Origin of the sequence: uncultured Halopseudomonas sp. (assembly GCF_963977355.1) — a bacterium.
In the GTDB taxonomy this organism is placed as follows: domain Bacteria; phylum Pseudomonadota; class Gammaproteobacteria; order Pseudomonadales; family Pseudomonadaceae; genus Halopseudomonas.
On the sequence record NZ_CAXBOV010000006.1, the window covers coordinates 73,613 to 90,227 of the forward strand.

Sequence of the window (16,615 nt, forward strand, 5' to 3'; positions counted from 1 at the left end):
GGATCAGTAGGGTGGGTAAGCGGTCAGAATCTGATTGACCATGTCGCGAATCTGCTGCTCCCGTTCTGCCGGGGGCTGCGCGGTATCCCACAACTCCTGCTGATCGCTACCACGCCATACCAGCTGGCCGTCCTTGGCATCGCGCAGATCGACCTGCAATGTCAGCACCTGGTAATCCACCGAGCGAGATTGGGTATAAGCGGGGCCTCCACCCCAACCCCAGCCCCAATAGCCGATAGAACCGCCAAACGTTGTAGTTACCTGATCCTCTTCCACCTCGCTGATGACCGCAACCTGAACTTCCAGATCAGCCTCTTCAGCCGAGCGCAGCCCCCTGGCCTCCAGCGTCTCACTGACCGCCTGGCGAATACGCTGACTGGTCAGATCACTGCTTACCCGAGGATCATTTTGCGGGGTAAAGGTAACGGCGGGCTCCATCCAGCTCCAGGTCCGGTATTGAGTGAAGTCACGACTGGTATCGTAGTCACGCTCCACCGGTGCGCTCTGGCACGCCACCAACAACAGTGAGCAGCCTGCAAGAAGGGTTTGGCGGAGGATAAGCGGCAAGGGTCGTGAAGTGAGTACTTGCATGGATTGCATGGACATTTCCTCGTTTGAACAGCCTGAAGGTTGGACTCGGATCTCGGTGAATGGTTCGCGCACCGGGATTTGAGCGCACCCATCCTGCTCCCGGATGAAACTGTCCTAGATTGGCAGGGAAATGCTCACCCGGGTGCCCTTGCCCGGGGTTGAATCCATGCCGATGATGCCTCCATGCAGCTGCACAATTTCCTTGCACAGGGCAAGACCCAGACCGACGCCGCCGCGCTTGTTGCTTACCTGGGCGAAAGGCTCGAAGACCCTGGACTGCTGTGTGCGGGATATACCCTCGCCGTTGTCCTCAACGTGAATCATCAATCGACCGCCCTTGCGCACCGCCTTCAACTTGATGTGCCCCCCAGGGCTGGTATGCCGCAACGCATTGCCAATGAGGTTATCCAGGACTCGACTGATCTTTAATTGATCCAGCTCCAGATCGGGTAACTGACCCTTGATCTCTAGCTGCAGATCGACCTCCTGATCCTGAGCCTGACCGGCGAAGCGCTGATGGGACTGCGTCAGGAGCGATTGAATATCGCAGACACTGGGTTCGATTTTTTGCAGGCCGCTCTGGTAACGCGAAAAATTCAACAAATCATTGATCAGGCACACCAGCCTGCGCATTTCCTCATCTACAGTCTGAGCCAGTTCTGCCTCGCGGCTTTCCGCCGGAAGCTTGAGGCGCTCCCTCAAGAGGGCGAAGGCCATGTGCATACCGGCCACAGGCGTTCGCAACTCATGGGAGGCTCTCAGTACAAACTCGCTGCGTACTCGCTCGAAAGCCCGCTGGGTCGTGACATCACGTAATACCATCACAGCACAGATTACCTGGCTTTCATCATTGCTGACCGAGGACAGGCTATAACTCAACACCCGTGTTTCGCCCCCAGCGACCACTTGCAAATCCTGCTCGCCCTCCTCATGTGTCTGTCCGCTGGCTACACGCGCCAGCTGTTCATCAAGTTCAGGGTAATCAAGCACCTCGCCGAGACGCCGGCCCAGATCAGATTCATCACAACCCAGTTGGCGGCGTGCCACAGGATTGATGTGCTCAAGCTCGGCTTCACAATTGAAGATCAGCAGACCCCCATCCATGCTGTCGAGCACCGCCTGCAGACGCTGGCGCTCGGCCTGTAATGCGGCCAGATCACTGTTCTTGAACTCCTGCAGGGAGTCAGCCATCAATCCGAATCGGCTGCTCAGGACACCCAGTTCAGCAATGGGTGAAGTGGGAAGCATGACCTGAAAATCACCTCGACCTATTCTGTCTGCCGCCCTGGCTAGGGCCTCAATCGGGCGGCCGACACGTTGGGCGATGCTGTTCGCGGTAATCAGGCCTATAAGCAACATAGCCAGGATAACCAGGCCCAGTAGTGTAGCGATCAGCGTGGCACGCTCCTGAGTAGAGGTAGCCATGCGTTGGGCATGATCAATATAGCTCGCCTGCACCAAGCTGATACGATCGCGCATGGCCAGGATCGCGGCACTGAATTCATTGTTCTGCAATAACTCACTGCGCAGCGCAGAGGATCGGTCAAGCATCTGTTTGAACGTGGTGTAGTCACGCCGGATCGACTCCACCGCATCGCGATCACTCTGATAAGTTGCGTTTGCTGTGGCAGCCACTAACCAACGCTGGAAGGCCTCATCCGACGCCTTCAGAGTGCTACGGTCGAATTTCCCGGCGATCAGCAGGGCGAGTTGTTTGTTGAGCTCATGCCCCAGACCCTGGCTGGCCTCGATGATCCCGAGATCCTTGGTCATCGCGTCATTCTGGGTCTGGGTCAGATGGAGTACACCATAAAGACCAAGGACGAGTCCCAGAAGCGCGACCGCAACCAGCCCGCTGATACCGAGGAATAGTCGGCTGCGTAAATTCACAAGGCCAACTGCTTGCGCTTGCGATACAAGGTCGACGCGTCGATGCCCAGGGTCCGGGCAGCCTGATCAAGCGTCTCGCTATTGGCCAGCACGTTGGCAATATGCGCTTTTTCCAGCTCCTCCAGGCTCATATCCGCTCCGATGCGTGGCGCATTGGTGGTCGCCGGCGCGGCAAAACCAAGATGATTGACCCCCACCAGCTTTTCCGAGCAGATAATGCTTGCGCGCTCCATGACGTTGCGTAACTCCCGCACGTTGCCTGGCCAGGGATAAGCCCATAGCGCCTTCTTGGCCTCATCACTGAGCGCCTTGGCGGGTGTGCTGTAGTCCTTCACGAAGCGCGACAGAAAGCGCTCGGCCAGGGGCACGATATCGTCCTGGCGATCACGCAGGGGTGGAATGGTCAGCGTGATGACGTTCAACCGGTAGATAAGATCCTCGCGGAACTCACCAGCGCTGACCATCTCCGGCAGGTTGCGATTGGTCGCCGCCAGAATACGTACGTCCGCGCGCCGGGTAACCGGATCGCCCACCCGCTCGTATTCCTTGTCCTGAATAAAGCGCAGCAGCTTGGGCTGCAGGGTCAAGGGGAAGTCACCGATCTCGTCGAGAAACAGCGTGCCCCCGTCAGCCTGATTGACCCGGCCCAGCGTGTTCTCGCTGGCGCCGGTAAAGGCCCCGCGGGTGTGTCCGAACAGCTCGCTTTCCATCAGATCTGCGCTCAATGAAGGACAGTTGATGGTCACGAAGTTCTTTTTTGCCCGTCGACTCCAGCGATGCATTGCCCGCGCAAGCTCGCCCTTACCGGTACCGGACTCACCGAGAATAAGGATATTGGCATCCGTCATGGCAACCTGGCGCGCGGTTTCCAGCACCGTCATCATGGCGGGACAATGGGATTCGATCACGTGTTCCGACCGGCCAATCTGGCCTTCAAGTAGCTCCAGGCGCGCCGCCAGGTGCCGCACCTTGAGCTGCTTTGCCGCGCTCATGCGCAACTGGTCAGGGCTGCAAGGTTTGACCAGATAATCCGAGGCCCCCGCCTGGATAGCATCCACTGCGGTATCGATAGCCGAGTGGGCGGTCACAATTACCACCACCATCCAGGGAGCCTGCGTGCGCATGGTGGCGAGCAGCTCCAGACCGCTATCCTCACCGAGTCGCAGATCGAGAAAACACAGGTCGAATACCTGTTGGCGCAGGACGGTTTCCGCATTGGCCGCGTTGCTGGCCGTTGCTATCTCGTAACCCTCATCTTCCAGGCAGTAGCGGAAGGTGCGCAGGATCGCCGCTTCATCGTCTACGAGAAGAATGCGTCCGCTATTGTGATCTGCCATTTCCATGATTACCGCTCCAAATAAATATTGCGCTGATCCAGTGTATCACCCGTGCAATTTGCATGGCGAATTGATGGACGAACGCCTATCCACTCGGGCTGCGCCTTCCTCGTCTAAGCTGAAGATTGATTTATTCACAATGGAGATACCCAATGCACAAGCTCAAGATGCTGACCTGCGCCATAGCGGCCACTGGCGTTTTCGCCCTGGCTCCAGTGTCTGCCCAGACTCCGGATACCCCCCGCGCCGACGTGACGCAGGCGCGCACAGAAGGCTCGATAGCCACCGCATTCGCCCTTAACCGGCACCTGAATTCCGACCGTATCCAGGTTGAAATGCAGGGCCGCACGGCAATCCTCACCGGCACGGTAGAGAACGGCGTAAATCGCGAACTGGCCGAGCAGGTGGCACTGAGCATCGAGGGTGTCGACGAGGTCAACAATCAACTGAGCGTCACTACCGATACCAATCAAAGTGACGCTGAACGTGCCAGCCTCGCCAATAGTCTGAATGACGTCACCACCAGCGCCACCATCAAATCCAAGCTGTTATGGAACCGTCATACCCAGGGTCTGGATATAGACGTCACCACCCAAAACAATGTCGTCACCCTGAGCGGAAAATCCGATAGTGAAGCTGCCAGCGAGCTGGCCGAAAGACTCGCGGGCAACACCCAGGGCGTGCGGGAAGTGCGTAACCAGATAGAAATAACAGGCCAGGCGGGCACGGCGGAGCGGGCTCAGCAGGCGGCCAGCGCAGCAGCTGATGAGGCGGCCGACGTAGTCAGCGATGCGTGGATCACCAGCAAGGTCAAGTCCAGCCTGATTTTCAGCCGTAACCTCGACGGCATGGATATTTCAGTGGTGTCGCGCAATGGCCAGGTCACCCTTGGCGGGCGTGTCGATAGCGCTGCAAGCAAGGAGCTGGCCGTCGAAACCGCGCGCAATGTTCGCGGTGTGAAAAGCGTGGATGCAGGGGAAATACGTATTGCACCCTGAACTTAATCATCAAGAGGAGGACATATATAACAAGTACGGAGAACAAACATGAATACCATCAGCACAACGACAGAACAGCTTGACGCCCCTATCGCCGTGACCCATGACTGGCAACGCTTTTACCAGCATGCCAGGGAAGAAGTAGGCGGCAAGACCATCGGTCACTAGCCCAGAGGGCACCTATTTTGCGCAACCCCTGCGCAAAGCTTCGGGCTGACCCAGTGGCAGCTCGTTCTAACCTTGAGATATGGAGATATCGACATGCTTGGATGGGCCATTACTTTTCTGATCATCGCCATCGTGGCCGCCGTGCTTGGATTCGGCGGTATTGCCGGAACAGCAACAGGGATCGCCAAGATTCTTTTTCTGGTGTTTCTGGTGTTGTTTGTTGTGTCACTGGTCATGGGTCGACGACCCAAGGTCTAGATCAGATCACGGACAAAATGCAAAAAACCGCTGCCAATGCAGCGGTTCTTTTGCTTCCATAACGATTTCAGGTCGCGAGCGACCAACTGTTCAGTGACTTAGCGCAGAATATCCAGCAACGCCTTGGCAGCTTCTTCCGAGGACCCCGGGTTTTGTCCGGTGACAAGCTTGCCATCCACAAGCACGAAGGAGCCCCAGTCATCACCCTTGCTGTACAACCCGCCTTTCTCTTTCAGGCTGTCTTCCAGAAGGTAGGGCACAACCTTGGTCAAACCAACGGCCTCTTCTTCGGAATTGGAGAAGCCAGTGACCTTACGACCCTTTACCAGCGGCTCACCCGTCGCCGTGCGTGCTTGCAGCAGGACGGCTGGCGCGTGGCATACCGCGCCAATCGGCTTGTCCGCCTGCAGGAAGGCTTCGAGTAGGGCAATCGAGTGGGTATCGCGGTACAGATCCCAAATGGGGCCGTGGCCACCGGGGTAAAAGATCGCATCGTAACCGTCTGCCTTGATACCGGTCAGTTTGTGCGTGTTGGCCAGGTTGGCCTGTGCTTCCTGATCCTGGGCAAAGCGACGGGTGGCGTCGGTTTGCGCATCGGGCTCATCGCTTTTGGGATCGAGCGGCGGCTGGCCGCCGGCAGGCGAGGCCAGAACCACTTCGGCACCCGCATCTCGCAGCACATAGTAGGGCGCGGCAAACTCTTCGAGCCAGAAGCCGGTCTTGTTGCCGGTATCACCCAGTTGATCGTGCGATGTCAGTACCATAAGTATCTTCATGCCATTCCCTCCGCGGGTTGGTTGACTGTGGCTGTTGGACCCCATTCTGGGGTAATTTGTTCAGCTCTACCAAGGACAGCGTGTATGAAGACGTTACTGCTCAACTGTGACATGGGCGAGAGCTTTGGCGCATGGCCTATGGGCATGGACGCAGAGGTCATGCCCTTTATCGACTGCGCCAGCATCGCCTGCGGATTCCATGCCGGCGATCCGGGCGTTATGCGCCGTACCGTCAAGCTCGCGGTCCAGCATGGGGTAACCATTGGCGCGCACCCGGCCTATCCCGATCTGGCCGGTTTCGGCCGACGCTCGATGAACTGCTCAGCCCAGGAAATAGAAGATCTGCTGCTCTACCAGATAGGTGCTCTGGACGGTATCTGCCGTGCTCACAACGCCCGGGTGTCCTATGTCAAACCCCACGGTGCGCTCTACAACGACATGATGCGCGACCCAGAACTACTGAATACGGTGATGCGCGCAGTTTCCGCCTATAACAGCGACCTGCAACTGGTGCTGCTGGCGCGCCGCGACAACAGTGAGGCGCGGGCCATGGCCAAGCAATACGGTCTCGACCTGCTGTTTGAAGCCTTCGCCGACCGGGCCTACGACGCCGCAGGCCACCTGCTGGCACGCACGCTCCCCGGCGCGGTGCACCTGGAACACGAGGCCGTGGTGGCCCAGGCACTGGGAATCGCCGCCGGAAAGCCCCTCACTATCCACGATGGCAGTTCACTGCTGCTGCAGGCCGACACACTCTGCGTGCATGGCGACAATCCCGTCGCGCTCGCTGCGCTGCAACAGATTCGCAGCGCCTTGCAGACCACTCCGGGGCCATGAACTATCGACTGGAAACGGTCGCTATAGATGTGCTGCTGGTACGTCTGTTTGACCAGATTGACCAGGCCAATATGCCCTGGCTGCTGGCTGCAACTCAGCGGTTACGCAGCATGTTCAGCGGTCAGCTGATCGATCTGGTGCCGTCCTATACCACCCTGATGCTGCACTACGACATGGCCCTGCTGGATGAGCGCACCGCCCGCGCCCTAATACAGTCGGCATTGCAGGATGTGCGACCGGAACAAACGGATTCAACCGGGACCCGGCACGAATTGCCGGTGTGGTATGACCCCAGCGTCGGGCCTGACCTGCAACGCCTCGCCCAGCTCAGAGGCGTGGGCCAGGAGGCGATCATTCAGACCCATAGCGGGCGTGACTATCGGGTATTTGCCCTCGGCTTTGCGCCCGGATTCGCCTATCTCGGACTGCTTGATCCGGCATTGGTTGCGCCTCGCCTCGCTACACCGCGCCAGCGCGTTCCGGCGGGCAGCGTCGGTGTCGCAGAGCACCAGACGGCCATCTATCCCATGGCATCACCGGGGGGCTGGAATCTGCTGGGACGCACAGCCATACAGCTGTTCGACAGGCATCAAGAACATGCCAGCCTGCTCAAACCCGGCGACAGCGTGCGCTTCGTACCAGTGTCACGTGACGAGTTTCTGCGCCAGGGCGGTGACGACACCCCAGTGGAAGCCGACGCATGAGCGGCCTGCTGATAGAGCGCACCCTGGGTCTTGCCCAACTACAGGATCGCGGTCGCTTCGGTACGCGGCATATCGGCGTTACCCAGGGCGGTGCACTGGACTGGATTGCCGCTGCCTGGGCCAACAGGCTGCTCGGCAATGCCGCCGATTGCGCAGTACTGGAAATACCCTTCGGCGGAGTCAGTCTGCAATGCCAGCAGCACAGCACCCTGGCAATAACCGGAGCGGATCTGCAGGCGACCCTGGATGGTCATGCGCTACCCAACTGGCAAAGTTTTAATGTACGGCCTGGGCAACAGCTGGTGTTTGCTACAGCCATTAGCGGCGTCCGCGGCTATCTGTCCGCTCCCGGTGGGATTGATGCGCCACTGGTGCTCAACTCCAGAAGCACCGTACGCCGGGAGCAACTGGGTGGACTGCACGGAAACGGTGCAGATCTGCGTGCCGGCGACCTGCTCAAGATAGGCAGAGCCAACCCCTCCCCGACGAAAGTTCCCGATCTGCACAGAGTGACCACCTCTTCAGCGTCCCGTCTGGATCTGATCCTGGGTTCGCAGGTCGCGCTGTTCAGCGGCGCGAGCCTGTTCGCTGCATTCAACCAACCCTGGCGGGTAGATCATCGTGCTGACCGCATGGGCTTGAGACTGTGCGGCCCGGCCCTGCGCTACCAGGGCCCACCAATTATTTCCGAGGGCATTCCCCTGGGCGCGGTTCAGGTGCCCGCCGACGGGCAGCCGATCATCCTGCTCAACGACCGCCAGACCATCGGTGGCTATCCGCGCCTGGGCGCATTGACCCCTGCCAGCGTAGCGCGCCTGGCTCAATTCGCCGCGGGCGAGACGCTCTGGTTGCGACCCATACCCCTGGATAGAGCAATACATGAGCATCGAGAGTTGCTCCGCACCATTGTTAACACGCCCCTGGTGCGCCCCGACTGAAAATGCGCCACCAGCGTGCACCTGGATCCAATTTGGTGCAATTTGCTCTATTTTGCACCTTTTTAGCGCGCTCTTCGGTCGCGTTATCTCCCTGCAGGGTAGGCAGGGCTCATCGGCTCCGGCTATTAGGCTATTGGCCTGATTCCTGCCTAAACTATGTCCCGTGTGGCTGCACTGCTCCATACAGAAATCGCAACAGGCAGTCATCGAGAGGACTCGAGGAAGAGTCATTTTTTGAGGCCGGTTCAGATGTCATTAACGACGCTGCATCCCTGGCCTGATCAAAGCGTAAAAGAGGAAGGTCAATGACCGCTGCGTGGTACCTGGAACAATTCGATAGCGCCATCAGCTGGCAGGCCGGACTGGATATCGGCGTTACCGCCCGTCCCGGCCGCTCGGTTATCGAACGGCTCCAACACCGTGGTCCGCTCCGGGTGCAGAAACCGCTCCATCCCGAGGGTCCCGAGTGCCCGCACATCTATATTCTCCACCCGCCGGGCGGCCTCGTCAGTGGTGACACCCTGCGGCTCAATACCGACATTGGAGCCGCCGCCAGCGCTTTGCTGACCACACCCTCATCGGGCAAATGCTACCGCGCCCGGGACAACGGCACACTTCAGCAGCAACTCAACCGATTCACTGTTGCAGCCGGGGGTTCCCTCGAATATCTGCCCCAGGACACCATCGCGTTCGAGGGTTGCAACGCCAGGCTGACCACCCGTGTCGATCTGGCGGATGACGCCAGAATGTGCCTGTGGGACCTGCTCTGCCTGGGCCGGCCGGCTGCCAACGAAGGCTTCAACAAGGGGCGAGTTGACCAGCACCTGGATGTCTGGCGCGACGGCAAGCCGCTCTACATCGAACGCAACCGCTTTGAGGGTGGGGATCCCCTGTTATCCGCCCAGTGGGGGCTGGCCGGCTGCGGTGTCAGCGGCACCTGGTTGGCGACGCTCAGCCTCGACCGCGGCGAACTCGATGCCCTACGCGATGATTACAGCGACGTCCCACAATTGGCTTTTACCCAGCGCAACGGACTCTTTATCGGACGTTACCTGGGGCATTCGGCGGAGCATGCCCGGCTGACATTCATGCGGCTGTGGCAACAGCTCAGACCACGTATCAATGGGCGGCACGCCTGCGTGCCGCGAATCTGGAATACCTGAACGGAGTTGCACATGGAGCTAACGCCCCGGGAGAAAGACAAGCTCATGTTGTTCACCGCCGCGCTGCTGGCAGAACGACGACTGGCACGCGGTGTGGTGCTCAACTACCCCGAAGCGGCTGCTTACATCAGCGCGGCCATCATGGAGGGCGCGCGCGACGGGCGCAGCGTCGCGGAGATGATGAGCTTCGGCCGCACCCTGCTGACCCGCGAGCAGGTCATGCCCGGGGTGCCCGAACTCTTGAGTGAAGTCCAGGTGGAAGCGACTTTTCCCGATGGCACCAAGCTCGTCACCGTCCATAACCCGATTGTATGAGGCCCAGACCATGATACCTGGAGAGATTCAGACCCAGCCCGGCACTCTGACCCTCAACGAGGGACGGGAAACACGACTGCTGAGCGTGGCCAATACGGGCGACCGGCCCGTGCAGGTGGGCTCGCATTACCATTTCGCCGAGACCAACTCCGCGCTTGATTTCGACCGGGACGCGGCGCGGGGCTTTCGCCTGAACATTGCTGCCGGTACCGCAGTGCGTTTCGAGCCCGGCCAGAGCCGCGAGATCGAACTGGTCGCGCTGGCCGGTGATCGCAAGGTATATGGCTTTCGCGGCCTGGTGATGGGCAGCCTCTGAGCGCTTTGACCAATGATTGTCGGTCCGTCGTCAGCGACTGGACCGGCCAAGGGGAAAGAACATGGAAATAAGCAGACAGGCCTATGCCGAAATGTACGGCCCGACCACCGGGGATCGCGTTCGTCTGGGCGATACGGAGCTGTGGATCAGCGTTGAAAAGGACCTGACAATCTACGGTGAAGAGGTCAAGTTCGGTGGCGGCAAGGTAATCCGTGACGGCATGGGTCAAAGCCAGCGCGGACGGGCAGAAACCCCCGACACCGTGATCACCAATGCTCTGGTACTGGACTGGTGGGGCATCATCAAGGCCGACGTGGCCATTCGCGATGGTCACATTCAGCGCCTGGGCAAGGCCGGCAACCCTGACATTCAGCCCGGAGTGGATATCATCATCGGACCTGGGACCGAGGTCATCGCCGGCGAAGGCATGATCCTCACCGCTGGCGGAATCGACGCGCATATCCATTTCATCTGCCCCCAGCAGATCGACGAGGCCCTGACGTCCGGCGTCACCACCATGCTCGGCGGCGGCACTGGCCCGGCGACAGGCACCAACGCGACCACCTGCACACCGGGAGCCTGGCATATCGCACGCATGCTGGAGGCTGCAGAGAGCCTGCCAATGAATCTGGGCTTTCTCGGCAAGGGCAACGCCAGCCTGCCCGATGCGCTGGAGGAGCAACTCGAAGCCGGCGCCATGGGCCTGAAACTGCATGAAGACTGGGGCACCACCCCTGCTGCGATCGACTGCTGCCTCAGCGTGGCCGACAACTATGACGTGCAGGTCGCGATTCACACCGACACACTCAATGAGTCCGGTTTTGTCGAGGACACCCTGGCCGCCATCAAGGGCCGGGTCATCCACACCTACCACACCGAAGGCGCTGGCGGCGGTCACGCCCCGGACATCATCAAGGCCTGTGGCGAGCCCAATGTGTTGCCATCCTCGACCAACCCGACGCGGCCCTACACCATCAACACCGTTGATGAGCACCTGGACATGTTGATGGTCTGTCACCACCTCGACCCATCAATCGCCGAGGACGTGGCCTTCGCCGACTCGCGCATCCGCCGGGAAACCATCGCCGCCGAAGACATCCTGCATGACCTGGGCGCGTTCTGCATGATCTCCTCCGACTCCCAGGCCATGGGCCGCGTAGGCGAGGTAATCACCCGTACCTGGCAGACCGCGCACAAGATGAAGGTGCAACGCGGCCCTCTGCCCGAAGACAACGACTGGTCCGACAACTATCGGGCACGACGCTATATAGCCAAGTACACCATCAACCCGGCCATCACCATGGGCATCGGGCACCTGGTAGGCTCGATCGAAGCCGGCAAACTGGCCGACCTGGTGTTGTGGAAACCGGCTTTCTTCGGCGCCAAGCCGAGTCTGATCATCAAGGGCGGAGCCATTGCTGCGGCGCCGATGGGTGATCCGAACGCATCCATTCCCACGCCCCAGCCGGTACACTACCGCCCGATGTTTGGTGCCCTCGGCAAGGCGATGAACCACACCTGTATTACCTTTGTCTCCCAGGCAGCATTGAAGAACGACATCGGCAAGAAGCTCGGATTGTCCCGCCGCCTGGAAGCCGTGTGCAATACCCGCACAATCGGCAAGGCCGACATGAAACTCAATGACTACCAGCCAGACATCAGCGTGGACCCGCAAACCTATGTAGTGAAAGCCGATGGCGTGGAACTGCTATGCGAGCCGGCCACCGAACTGCCCCTGGCTCAACGCTATTTCCTGTTCTGAGGAGCAACAATGCTCGAATGTCATCAATGGCTGGAGGAATCTCTGCAGGAGGTCTCCGCCAAAGACCAGCATGTGCTGGAACTCACCTACGAACTACGCACCCGTAGCAGGCTGCTGACGCACTCGATAGACGGTGTCGAGCTGGGACTGTTTCTGCCACGCGGCCGCATTCTGCAGCACGGCGACCGGCTCCTGGCAAACGATGGCAGCACAGTGGTTATCCAGGCCGCGCCCGAGCCACTGACCCGGGTGCAATGCGATGATGTATTACTGTTGGCCCGGGCTGCCTATCACATGGGTAACCGCCACGTGGCGCTGGAGGTCAAGCGGGGAGAGTTGCGCTACCTGCGTGACCATGTGCTGGCAGGCATGCTCAAGGGCCTGGGTCTGGAACCGGAGGACATTGTCGCGCCATTCAATCCTGAATCCGGTGCCTACCATGGTCATACGCATACCAGCGTCGCCACGCCGGCAGCACCCATGCTGCGGTTGAGCGGGCACTGACATGCTCGTTTCAGATCGCACTGATATTGCTCTGCTACGGGTATTGCAGCTGGCCAGCCCGGCACTGCCGATCGGTGGCTACGCCTATTCCCAAGGCCTTGAATACGCAGTGGAGCAAGCCTGGGTGAGCGATCTGGATTCCGCCGCCGCCTGGCTGGATGGCGTGGCCAAGCGCGCCCTGGGTCAACTGGATATTCCTGTACTCCTGCGCCAGTTCGCAGCCCTGCAGGCCGGCGATCTGGAGGCGGTACATCGCTGGAACGACTGGCTACTGGCCAACCGGGAAACCGCTGAACTCTATCTCGAAGACAGCCAGCAGGGAGGTGCACTACTGCGCCTGATGATCTCGCTGGAGATGCCCGCCGCGCTTGAATGGCCCAAGGGTGAAGCCATCGCATTGATGACCGCCTTCGCCATAGCGGGCTCGCATTGGCAGATCGACGTGCGCTCACTGGCCCACGGCGTGCTGTGGAGCTGGCTGGAAAATCAGGTGGGCGCTGCCACCAAACTGGTCCCCCTGGGACAAACCGACGCCCAGCGATTGCTGGGCCTGCTGTTACCCGGCCTGCCGCTGATCGTCGATGCCGCCAGTCAGCTCGAAGACGACGAACTGGGCGCCGGCCTACCCGGGCTGGCCTTCGCCAGTGCCCGGCACGAACACCAATACACACGACTGTTTCGATCCTGAGGAGCGCTAAATGACTACAAAACCTGCCCTGCGCGTGGGCATCGGCGGACCGGTGGGGTCCGGCAAGACGGCCCTGGTACGCACCCTGTGTGAGCGCCTGTACCCCTACTACGACCTGGCCGTCATCACCAACGATATCTATACCCGCGAGGACGCCGACTTCCTGCTGCGCCACGAGGCGCTACCGGCAGATCGGATTCTGGGTGTGGAAACCGGTGGCTGCCCGCATACAGCGATCCGTGAAGACGCTTCAATGAATCTGGCGGCCATCGCCGAACTGCAGGAGCGCTTTCCCGCCGTTGAGCTGATCCTCGTCGAGAGCGGCGGTGACAACCTGGCGGCCACCTTCAGCCCCGAGTTGTCTGATCTCACGGTCTACGTGATTGATGTCTCTGCCGGCGACAAGATCCCGCGCAAGGGTGGCCCAGGCATTACCCGTTCAGACCTGCTGCTGATCAACAAGACAGATCTGGCACCCCTGGTGGGCGCGGACCTGTCGGTCATGGATCGTGATGCCAAGAAGATGCGCGGTGACCGCCCATTCGTCTTTTCCAACCTGAAAACCGGTGATGGTGTTGATGAGATCATCGCCTTTATCGTTCGTCACGGCATGCTGCGCCCCCTGCCAGCGTCCGCCGCACAAGGAGTTTGACCATGAACCTGCTGGTAACCCGTTCACTTGCCCTGCTGGCCCTGCTCTGCATGCCACTTCTCGCCCAGGCCCATCCCGAGCACGCCCATGTCGGCGGCCTGGCTCTGGGACTAAGCCACCCCATTGGCGGTCTGGATCACCTGCTGGCCATGCTGGCGGTCGGGCTCTGGGCGTCACAGCTCGGCGGTAGCGCCCGCTGGTTGATGCCGGTGCTCTTCGTCGCCTTCATGCTGGTCGGCGCAGGCCTGGGCATGAACGGCTTCGCCTTGCCAATGGTCGAACAGGGCATTGTTGCCTCGGTCGTGGTGCTGGGTCTGCTGCTGCTCTGGGCCCGTCGTCTGCCCCTGGCGGCTGGCGCCACTCTGGTCACAGCCTTTGCAATGATGCACGGGCTCGCCCACGGCGCTGAAATGCCGGTGTCCAGCAATGCCCTGCTATACATGGCCGGTTTTGCCCTCAGCACCGCGCTGCTGCACCTGGCCGGTATGGGTGTGGGGAGCTGGCGCAGTGGCATGCTGTCGCGCTTTATTGGCGCCGCCATCGCTGTCGCCGGCGTAGGTCTGGCCCTGGCCTGATACTCTAGTCGCCGCTCAAGTTCATTGTCGACCTTTGCCAGACTGGTCTGTCAGGCAAAGGTTGGATAAGCGATCTATCCTGTGGGTACGACGATGACAATAATTCAAGAGATCGTGAATGAATGCTTCACCGCGTACCCACTGCGGCAAATGGCCGGCATTGCTGTTGGGAAGCTTGCTATGGCTTAGCGGTCCGCATGCTGAAGGCCATACCGAAGACGAGGTACTGGAATGGACAGTCTGGCCTTTGCCTGGATTAGTCAACGTAGAAAACGGCAAGCCCACCGATGGCATTACCATGGCAGGGGTCCTGATGCTGATGGCGCAGCTGCCCGATCTGCAGCCGGAGTTTCGCCTGGCCAATAGACTACGTCAGCAACGGAACATGGCGATGGGCGATAATTTCTGCTCAACCCCACTGATGCGACGCGGTGATACCGACACTGTTGGTTATTTCATTCCTTTTATGGCCAGCACGCCCATCCAGGCGGTGATCCGTAAAGCTGATCTGGCCCGTTACCCGCTTGAGGATGGCCGGCTTTCACTACAGCGTCTGGTTCAGGAAACCGAGCTCCGCGGCGGTCTTTCAGCATTCAGAACCTACCCCCCCGGGATCGAAGCCTGGTTCCAGAAGGCGCAGGCTGCAGGCCGTGCTGAAGACATTACCGGTACCCAGAGCGGTGAAAACCTGCTGTTGATGGTCAGCCATGGGCGACTGGACCTGACGTTCGAGTTCGCTACCATTACCCGTGCCATGAGTCAGCGCTTGCGCATCAAAGAGCCCTTGCTGAGTCTGCCGGTTCACGAGCAACGGGAGCTGGTGGAAAGCGGCATCTACTGCACACGCACGGAATGGGGCCGCAGCATGGCCGAGCGTTTGGATGAGGCAGTGCGCGCGGTGGTTGCCGACACGGAAAACTTCATGCCGCTCTACGACCAGTGGGTGCCTGCCGAGACATACCATGCCTATGAGGCCGAACTAACCGACTACTACCGCCGACGGGCCACGCAACCGACCGACTTCGGGCCTCCCCTTTCACTCCCTGCTGCTGTCCCCGCTACGGCAGAGGATGCCGGCGCAGGACAGAACAGCCTTCCAGAAACCACTCAGACCGCGGAGCCGTCTCCGGTCTTGTAGCGCGCGGGGGTAACGCCCTGCCAGCGCCGGAACGCACGCACAAACGCACCTTCGTCAGAAAACCCCAGACTCTCGGCAATCTCTGCCACTCTCTGGTCGCCCTGCAGCGCGCGGCAAGCCATCTGCTGCAGCACGCTTTCGCGCAGGCTCTTGAACGACAGTCCTTCCTCGCCCAGCCGTCGGTTGAGGTGCCGGCCGCTGAGGTCCAGCTCGGCCGCCACTCTTTCCTTGCCCCAACGCGGATGCTGACGGACCAGGCGCTGCACATCGGCGGTCAGGCTGTGCTGGCCGAGCGCCGCCAGATTGTGGTCGGCCAGTTGCCGTAAGTGATCGCGCAGGGCGCTGTTGGCCTGGATCTGGGATAACGCAAGTTGGTCGGTAGCGAAACCCAGATGGTTGCACCCGGCATTGAAGTGCACGGGGCAACCCAGCAGGGAATGATATTCATCTGGCGCCGCCAGGGGCGCGTGGGCAAACCAGATGCCACTGGGCTGAAAGCGTCCCCCGGTGGCCCAGCGGGTCAGGCTCAACATGCTGGCCAATACCGCCTCGACCCGTTCAGCCGAGCGAATACGCAGGTGCGGTTGATAGTCGATAAAGGCCTGGTCGCCTTCACTGTGCAATACAAACTCGCCGCCATCGCCGACGACCGGCGCGTATTCGACCAGCTCTTCCAGTGCTTCACCAAAGGTGTCGCAGGTCACCAACAGCATGCCGACACTGTCCAGATGGCCGATCTGCATCTCCAGTCCCAGACGAAGGCCGGCCAGCGGATCGCTGCGGGCTGCACAGAACGCATCCCACAGTGCGTCCTGCGTCGCCAAGGGTACGCGCTGCCCCGGCCGCAGTGCTGCCAGCAAGGCAGCAGGCAGCACCAGGCCCTGGCGCTGCGCGGCCTGCACAATCGCCTGGCTGTATAGCGGCGTAACGCTGTGTTCGGAAGTGTCGCCCATGGCCTGAATTGCCGGTCCTTTGTCCTGTTTGGTGCGATACGCCCTGTAGCGC

Annotated in this window: 19 protein-coding genes; 14 read left to right on the forward strand and 5 right to left on the reverse strand. The window is 60.3% G+C overall.

Annotated elements, in window-relative coordinates; all coding sequences use genetic code 11:
• Positions 1-3: 3 nt before the first annotated feature.
• The 3 genes from AAC076_RS04410 to algB all read right to left on the reverse strand — a co-directional run bounded on the left by AAC076_RS04410 (position 4) and on the right by algB (position 3,824).
• The gene (locus AAC076_RS04410) at positions 4-558 is read right to left on the reverse strand and encodes a DUF4136 domain-containing protein (protein ID WP_339843284.1); all 555 of its coding nucleotides are present in this window, start codon (positions 556-558) and stop codon (positions 4-6) included.
• Positions 559-705: 147 nt separating this feature from the next.
• Complete coding sequence (locus tag AAC076_RS04415; protein ID WP_339843187.1) at positions 706-2,481, reverse strand: ATP-binding protein; 1,776 nt, start codon at positions 2,479-2,481, stop codon at positions 706-708.
• Complete coding sequence (algB, locus tag AAC076_RS04420) at positions 2,478-3,824, reverse strand: sigma-54-dependent response regulator transcription factor AlgB (protein ID WP_339843188.1); 1,347 nt, start codon at positions 3,822-3,824, stop codon at positions 2,478-2,480. Before algB ends, AAC076_RS04415 begins: the two co-directional genes overlap by 4 nt.
• A 146-nt stretch (positions 3,825-3,970) precedes the next feature.
• Between algB and AAC076_RS04425 the strand changes: the two genes are divergently transcribed.
• Positions 3,971-4,816, forward strand: a complete 846-nt coding sequence (locus tag AAC076_RS04425; protein ID WP_339843189.1) for a BON domain-containing protein — start codon at positions 3,971-3,973, stop codon at positions 4,814-4,816.
• 261 nt (positions 4,817-5,077) lie between these two features.
• A complete protein-coding gene (locus tag AAC076_RS04430; RefSeq protein WP_339843190.1) occupies positions 5,078-5,242 on the forward strand; it encodes a DUF1328 domain-containing protein in 165 nt (54 codons plus the stop codon).
• 98 nt (positions 5,243-5,340) lie between these two features.
• On the opposite strand, the gene AAC076_RS04435 is transcribed toward AAC076_RS04430, so the two are convergent.
• A complete protein-coding gene (locus AAC076_RS04435; RefSeq protein WP_339843191.1) occupies positions 5,341-6,018 on the reverse strand; it encodes a type 1 glutamine amidotransferase domain-containing protein in 678 nt (225 codons plus the stop codon).
• An 84-nt stretch (positions 6,019-6,102) separates the two neighbouring features.
• On the opposite strand from AAC076_RS04435, the gene AAC076_RS04440 reads away from it, so the two are divergent.
• The 12 genes from AAC076_RS04440 (at position 6,103) to AAC076_RS04495 (ending at position 15,610) form a co-directional block, all read left to right on the forward strand.
• Positions 6,103-6,855 (forward strand): 5-oxoprolinase subunit PxpA, encoded by a 753-nt coding sequence (locus tag AAC076_RS04440; RefSeq protein WP_339843192.1) that lies wholly within the window; start codon positions 6,103-6,105, stop codon positions 6,853-6,855.
• A complete protein-coding gene (pxpB, locus tag AAC076_RS04445; RefSeq protein WP_339843193.1) occupies positions 6,852-7,559 on the forward strand; it encodes a 5-oxoprolinase subunit PxpB in 708 nt (235 codons plus the stop codon). The genes AAC076_RS04440 and pxpB overlap by 4 nt, the downstream gene beginning before the upstream one ends.
• Entirely contained in the window at positions 7,556-8,497 is a 942-nt protein-coding gene (locus tag AAC076_RS04450; RefSeq protein ID WP_339843194.1) for a biotin-dependent carboxyltransferase family protein, read from the forward strand. The genes pxpB and AAC076_RS04450 overlap by 4 nt, the downstream gene beginning before the upstream one ends.
• A 305-nt stretch (positions 8,498-8,802) precedes the next feature.
• The gene (locus AAC076_RS04455) at positions 8,803-9,660 is read left to right on the forward strand and encodes an urease accessory protein UreD (RefSeq protein WP_339843195.1); all 858 of its coding nucleotides are present in this window, start codon (positions 8,803-8,805) and stop codon (positions 9,658-9,660) included.
• A gap of 12 nt (positions 9,661-9,672) precedes the next feature.
• The gene (gene ureA / locus AAC076_RS04460) at positions 9,673-9,975 is read left to right on the forward strand and encodes an urease subunit gamma (protein ID WP_339843196.1); all 303 of its coding nucleotides are present in this window, start codon (positions 9,673-9,675) and stop codon (positions 9,973-9,975) included.
• Between the two features lie 10 nt (positions 9,976-9,985).
• Entirely contained in the window at positions 9,986-10,291 is a 306-nt protein-coding gene (locus AAC076_RS04465; protein ID WP_339843197.1) for an urease subunit beta, read from the forward strand.
• 61 nt (positions 10,292-10,352) lie between these two features.
• On the forward strand, positions 10,353-12,053 hold the full coding sequence (ureC, locus tag AAC076_RS04470) for an urease subunit alpha (RefSeq protein ID WP_339843198.1): 1,701 nt from the start codon (positions 10,353-10,355) through the stop codon (positions 12,051-12,053).
• A gap of 9 nt (positions 12,054-12,062) precedes the next feature.
• Positions 12,063-12,557, forward strand: coding sequence for an urease accessory protein UreE (ureE, locus tag AAC076_RS04475; protein WP_339843199.1), 495 nt, complete (start codon positions 12,063-12,065; stop codon positions 12,555-12,557).
• 1 nt (position 12,558) lies between these two features.
• Positions 12,559-13,245 carry an urease accessory protein UreF gene (locus tag AAC076_RS04480; RefSeq protein ID WP_339843200.1) on the forward strand — a complete coding sequence of 229 codons (687 nt, stop codon included), beginning with the start codon at positions 12,559-12,561 and terminating at the stop codon, positions 13,243-13,245.
• A gap of 10 nt (positions 13,246-13,255) precedes the next feature.
• On the forward strand, positions 13,256-13,897 hold the full coding sequence (ureG, locus tag AAC076_RS04485; protein WP_339843201.1) for an urease accessory protein UreG: 642 nt from the start codon (positions 13,256-13,258) through the stop codon (positions 13,895-13,897).
• A gap of 2 nt (positions 13,898-13,899) precedes the next feature.
• Positions 13,900-14,472, forward strand: coding sequence for a HupE/UreJ family protein (locus AAC076_RS04490; protein ID WP_339843203.1), 573 nt, complete (start codon positions 13,900-13,902; stop codon positions 14,470-14,472).
• A 118-nt stretch (positions 14,473-14,590) separates the two neighbouring features.
• Complete coding sequence (locus tag AAC076_RS04495; protein ID WP_339843204.1) at positions 14,591-15,610, forward strand: hypothetical protein; 1,020 nt, start codon at positions 14,591-14,593, stop codon at positions 15,608-15,610.
• Here the strand turns inward: AAC076_RS04495 and AAC076_RS04500 are convergent.
• Positions 15,580-16,563 carry an AraC family transcriptional regulator gene (locus AAC076_RS04500; protein WP_339843205.1) on the reverse strand — a complete coding sequence of 328 codons (984 nt, stop codon included), beginning with the start codon at positions 16,561-16,563 and terminating at the stop codon, positions 15,580-15,582. The genes AAC076_RS04495 and AAC076_RS04500 overlap by 31 nt on opposite strands.
• Positions 16,564-16,615 lie beyond the last annotated feature (52 nt).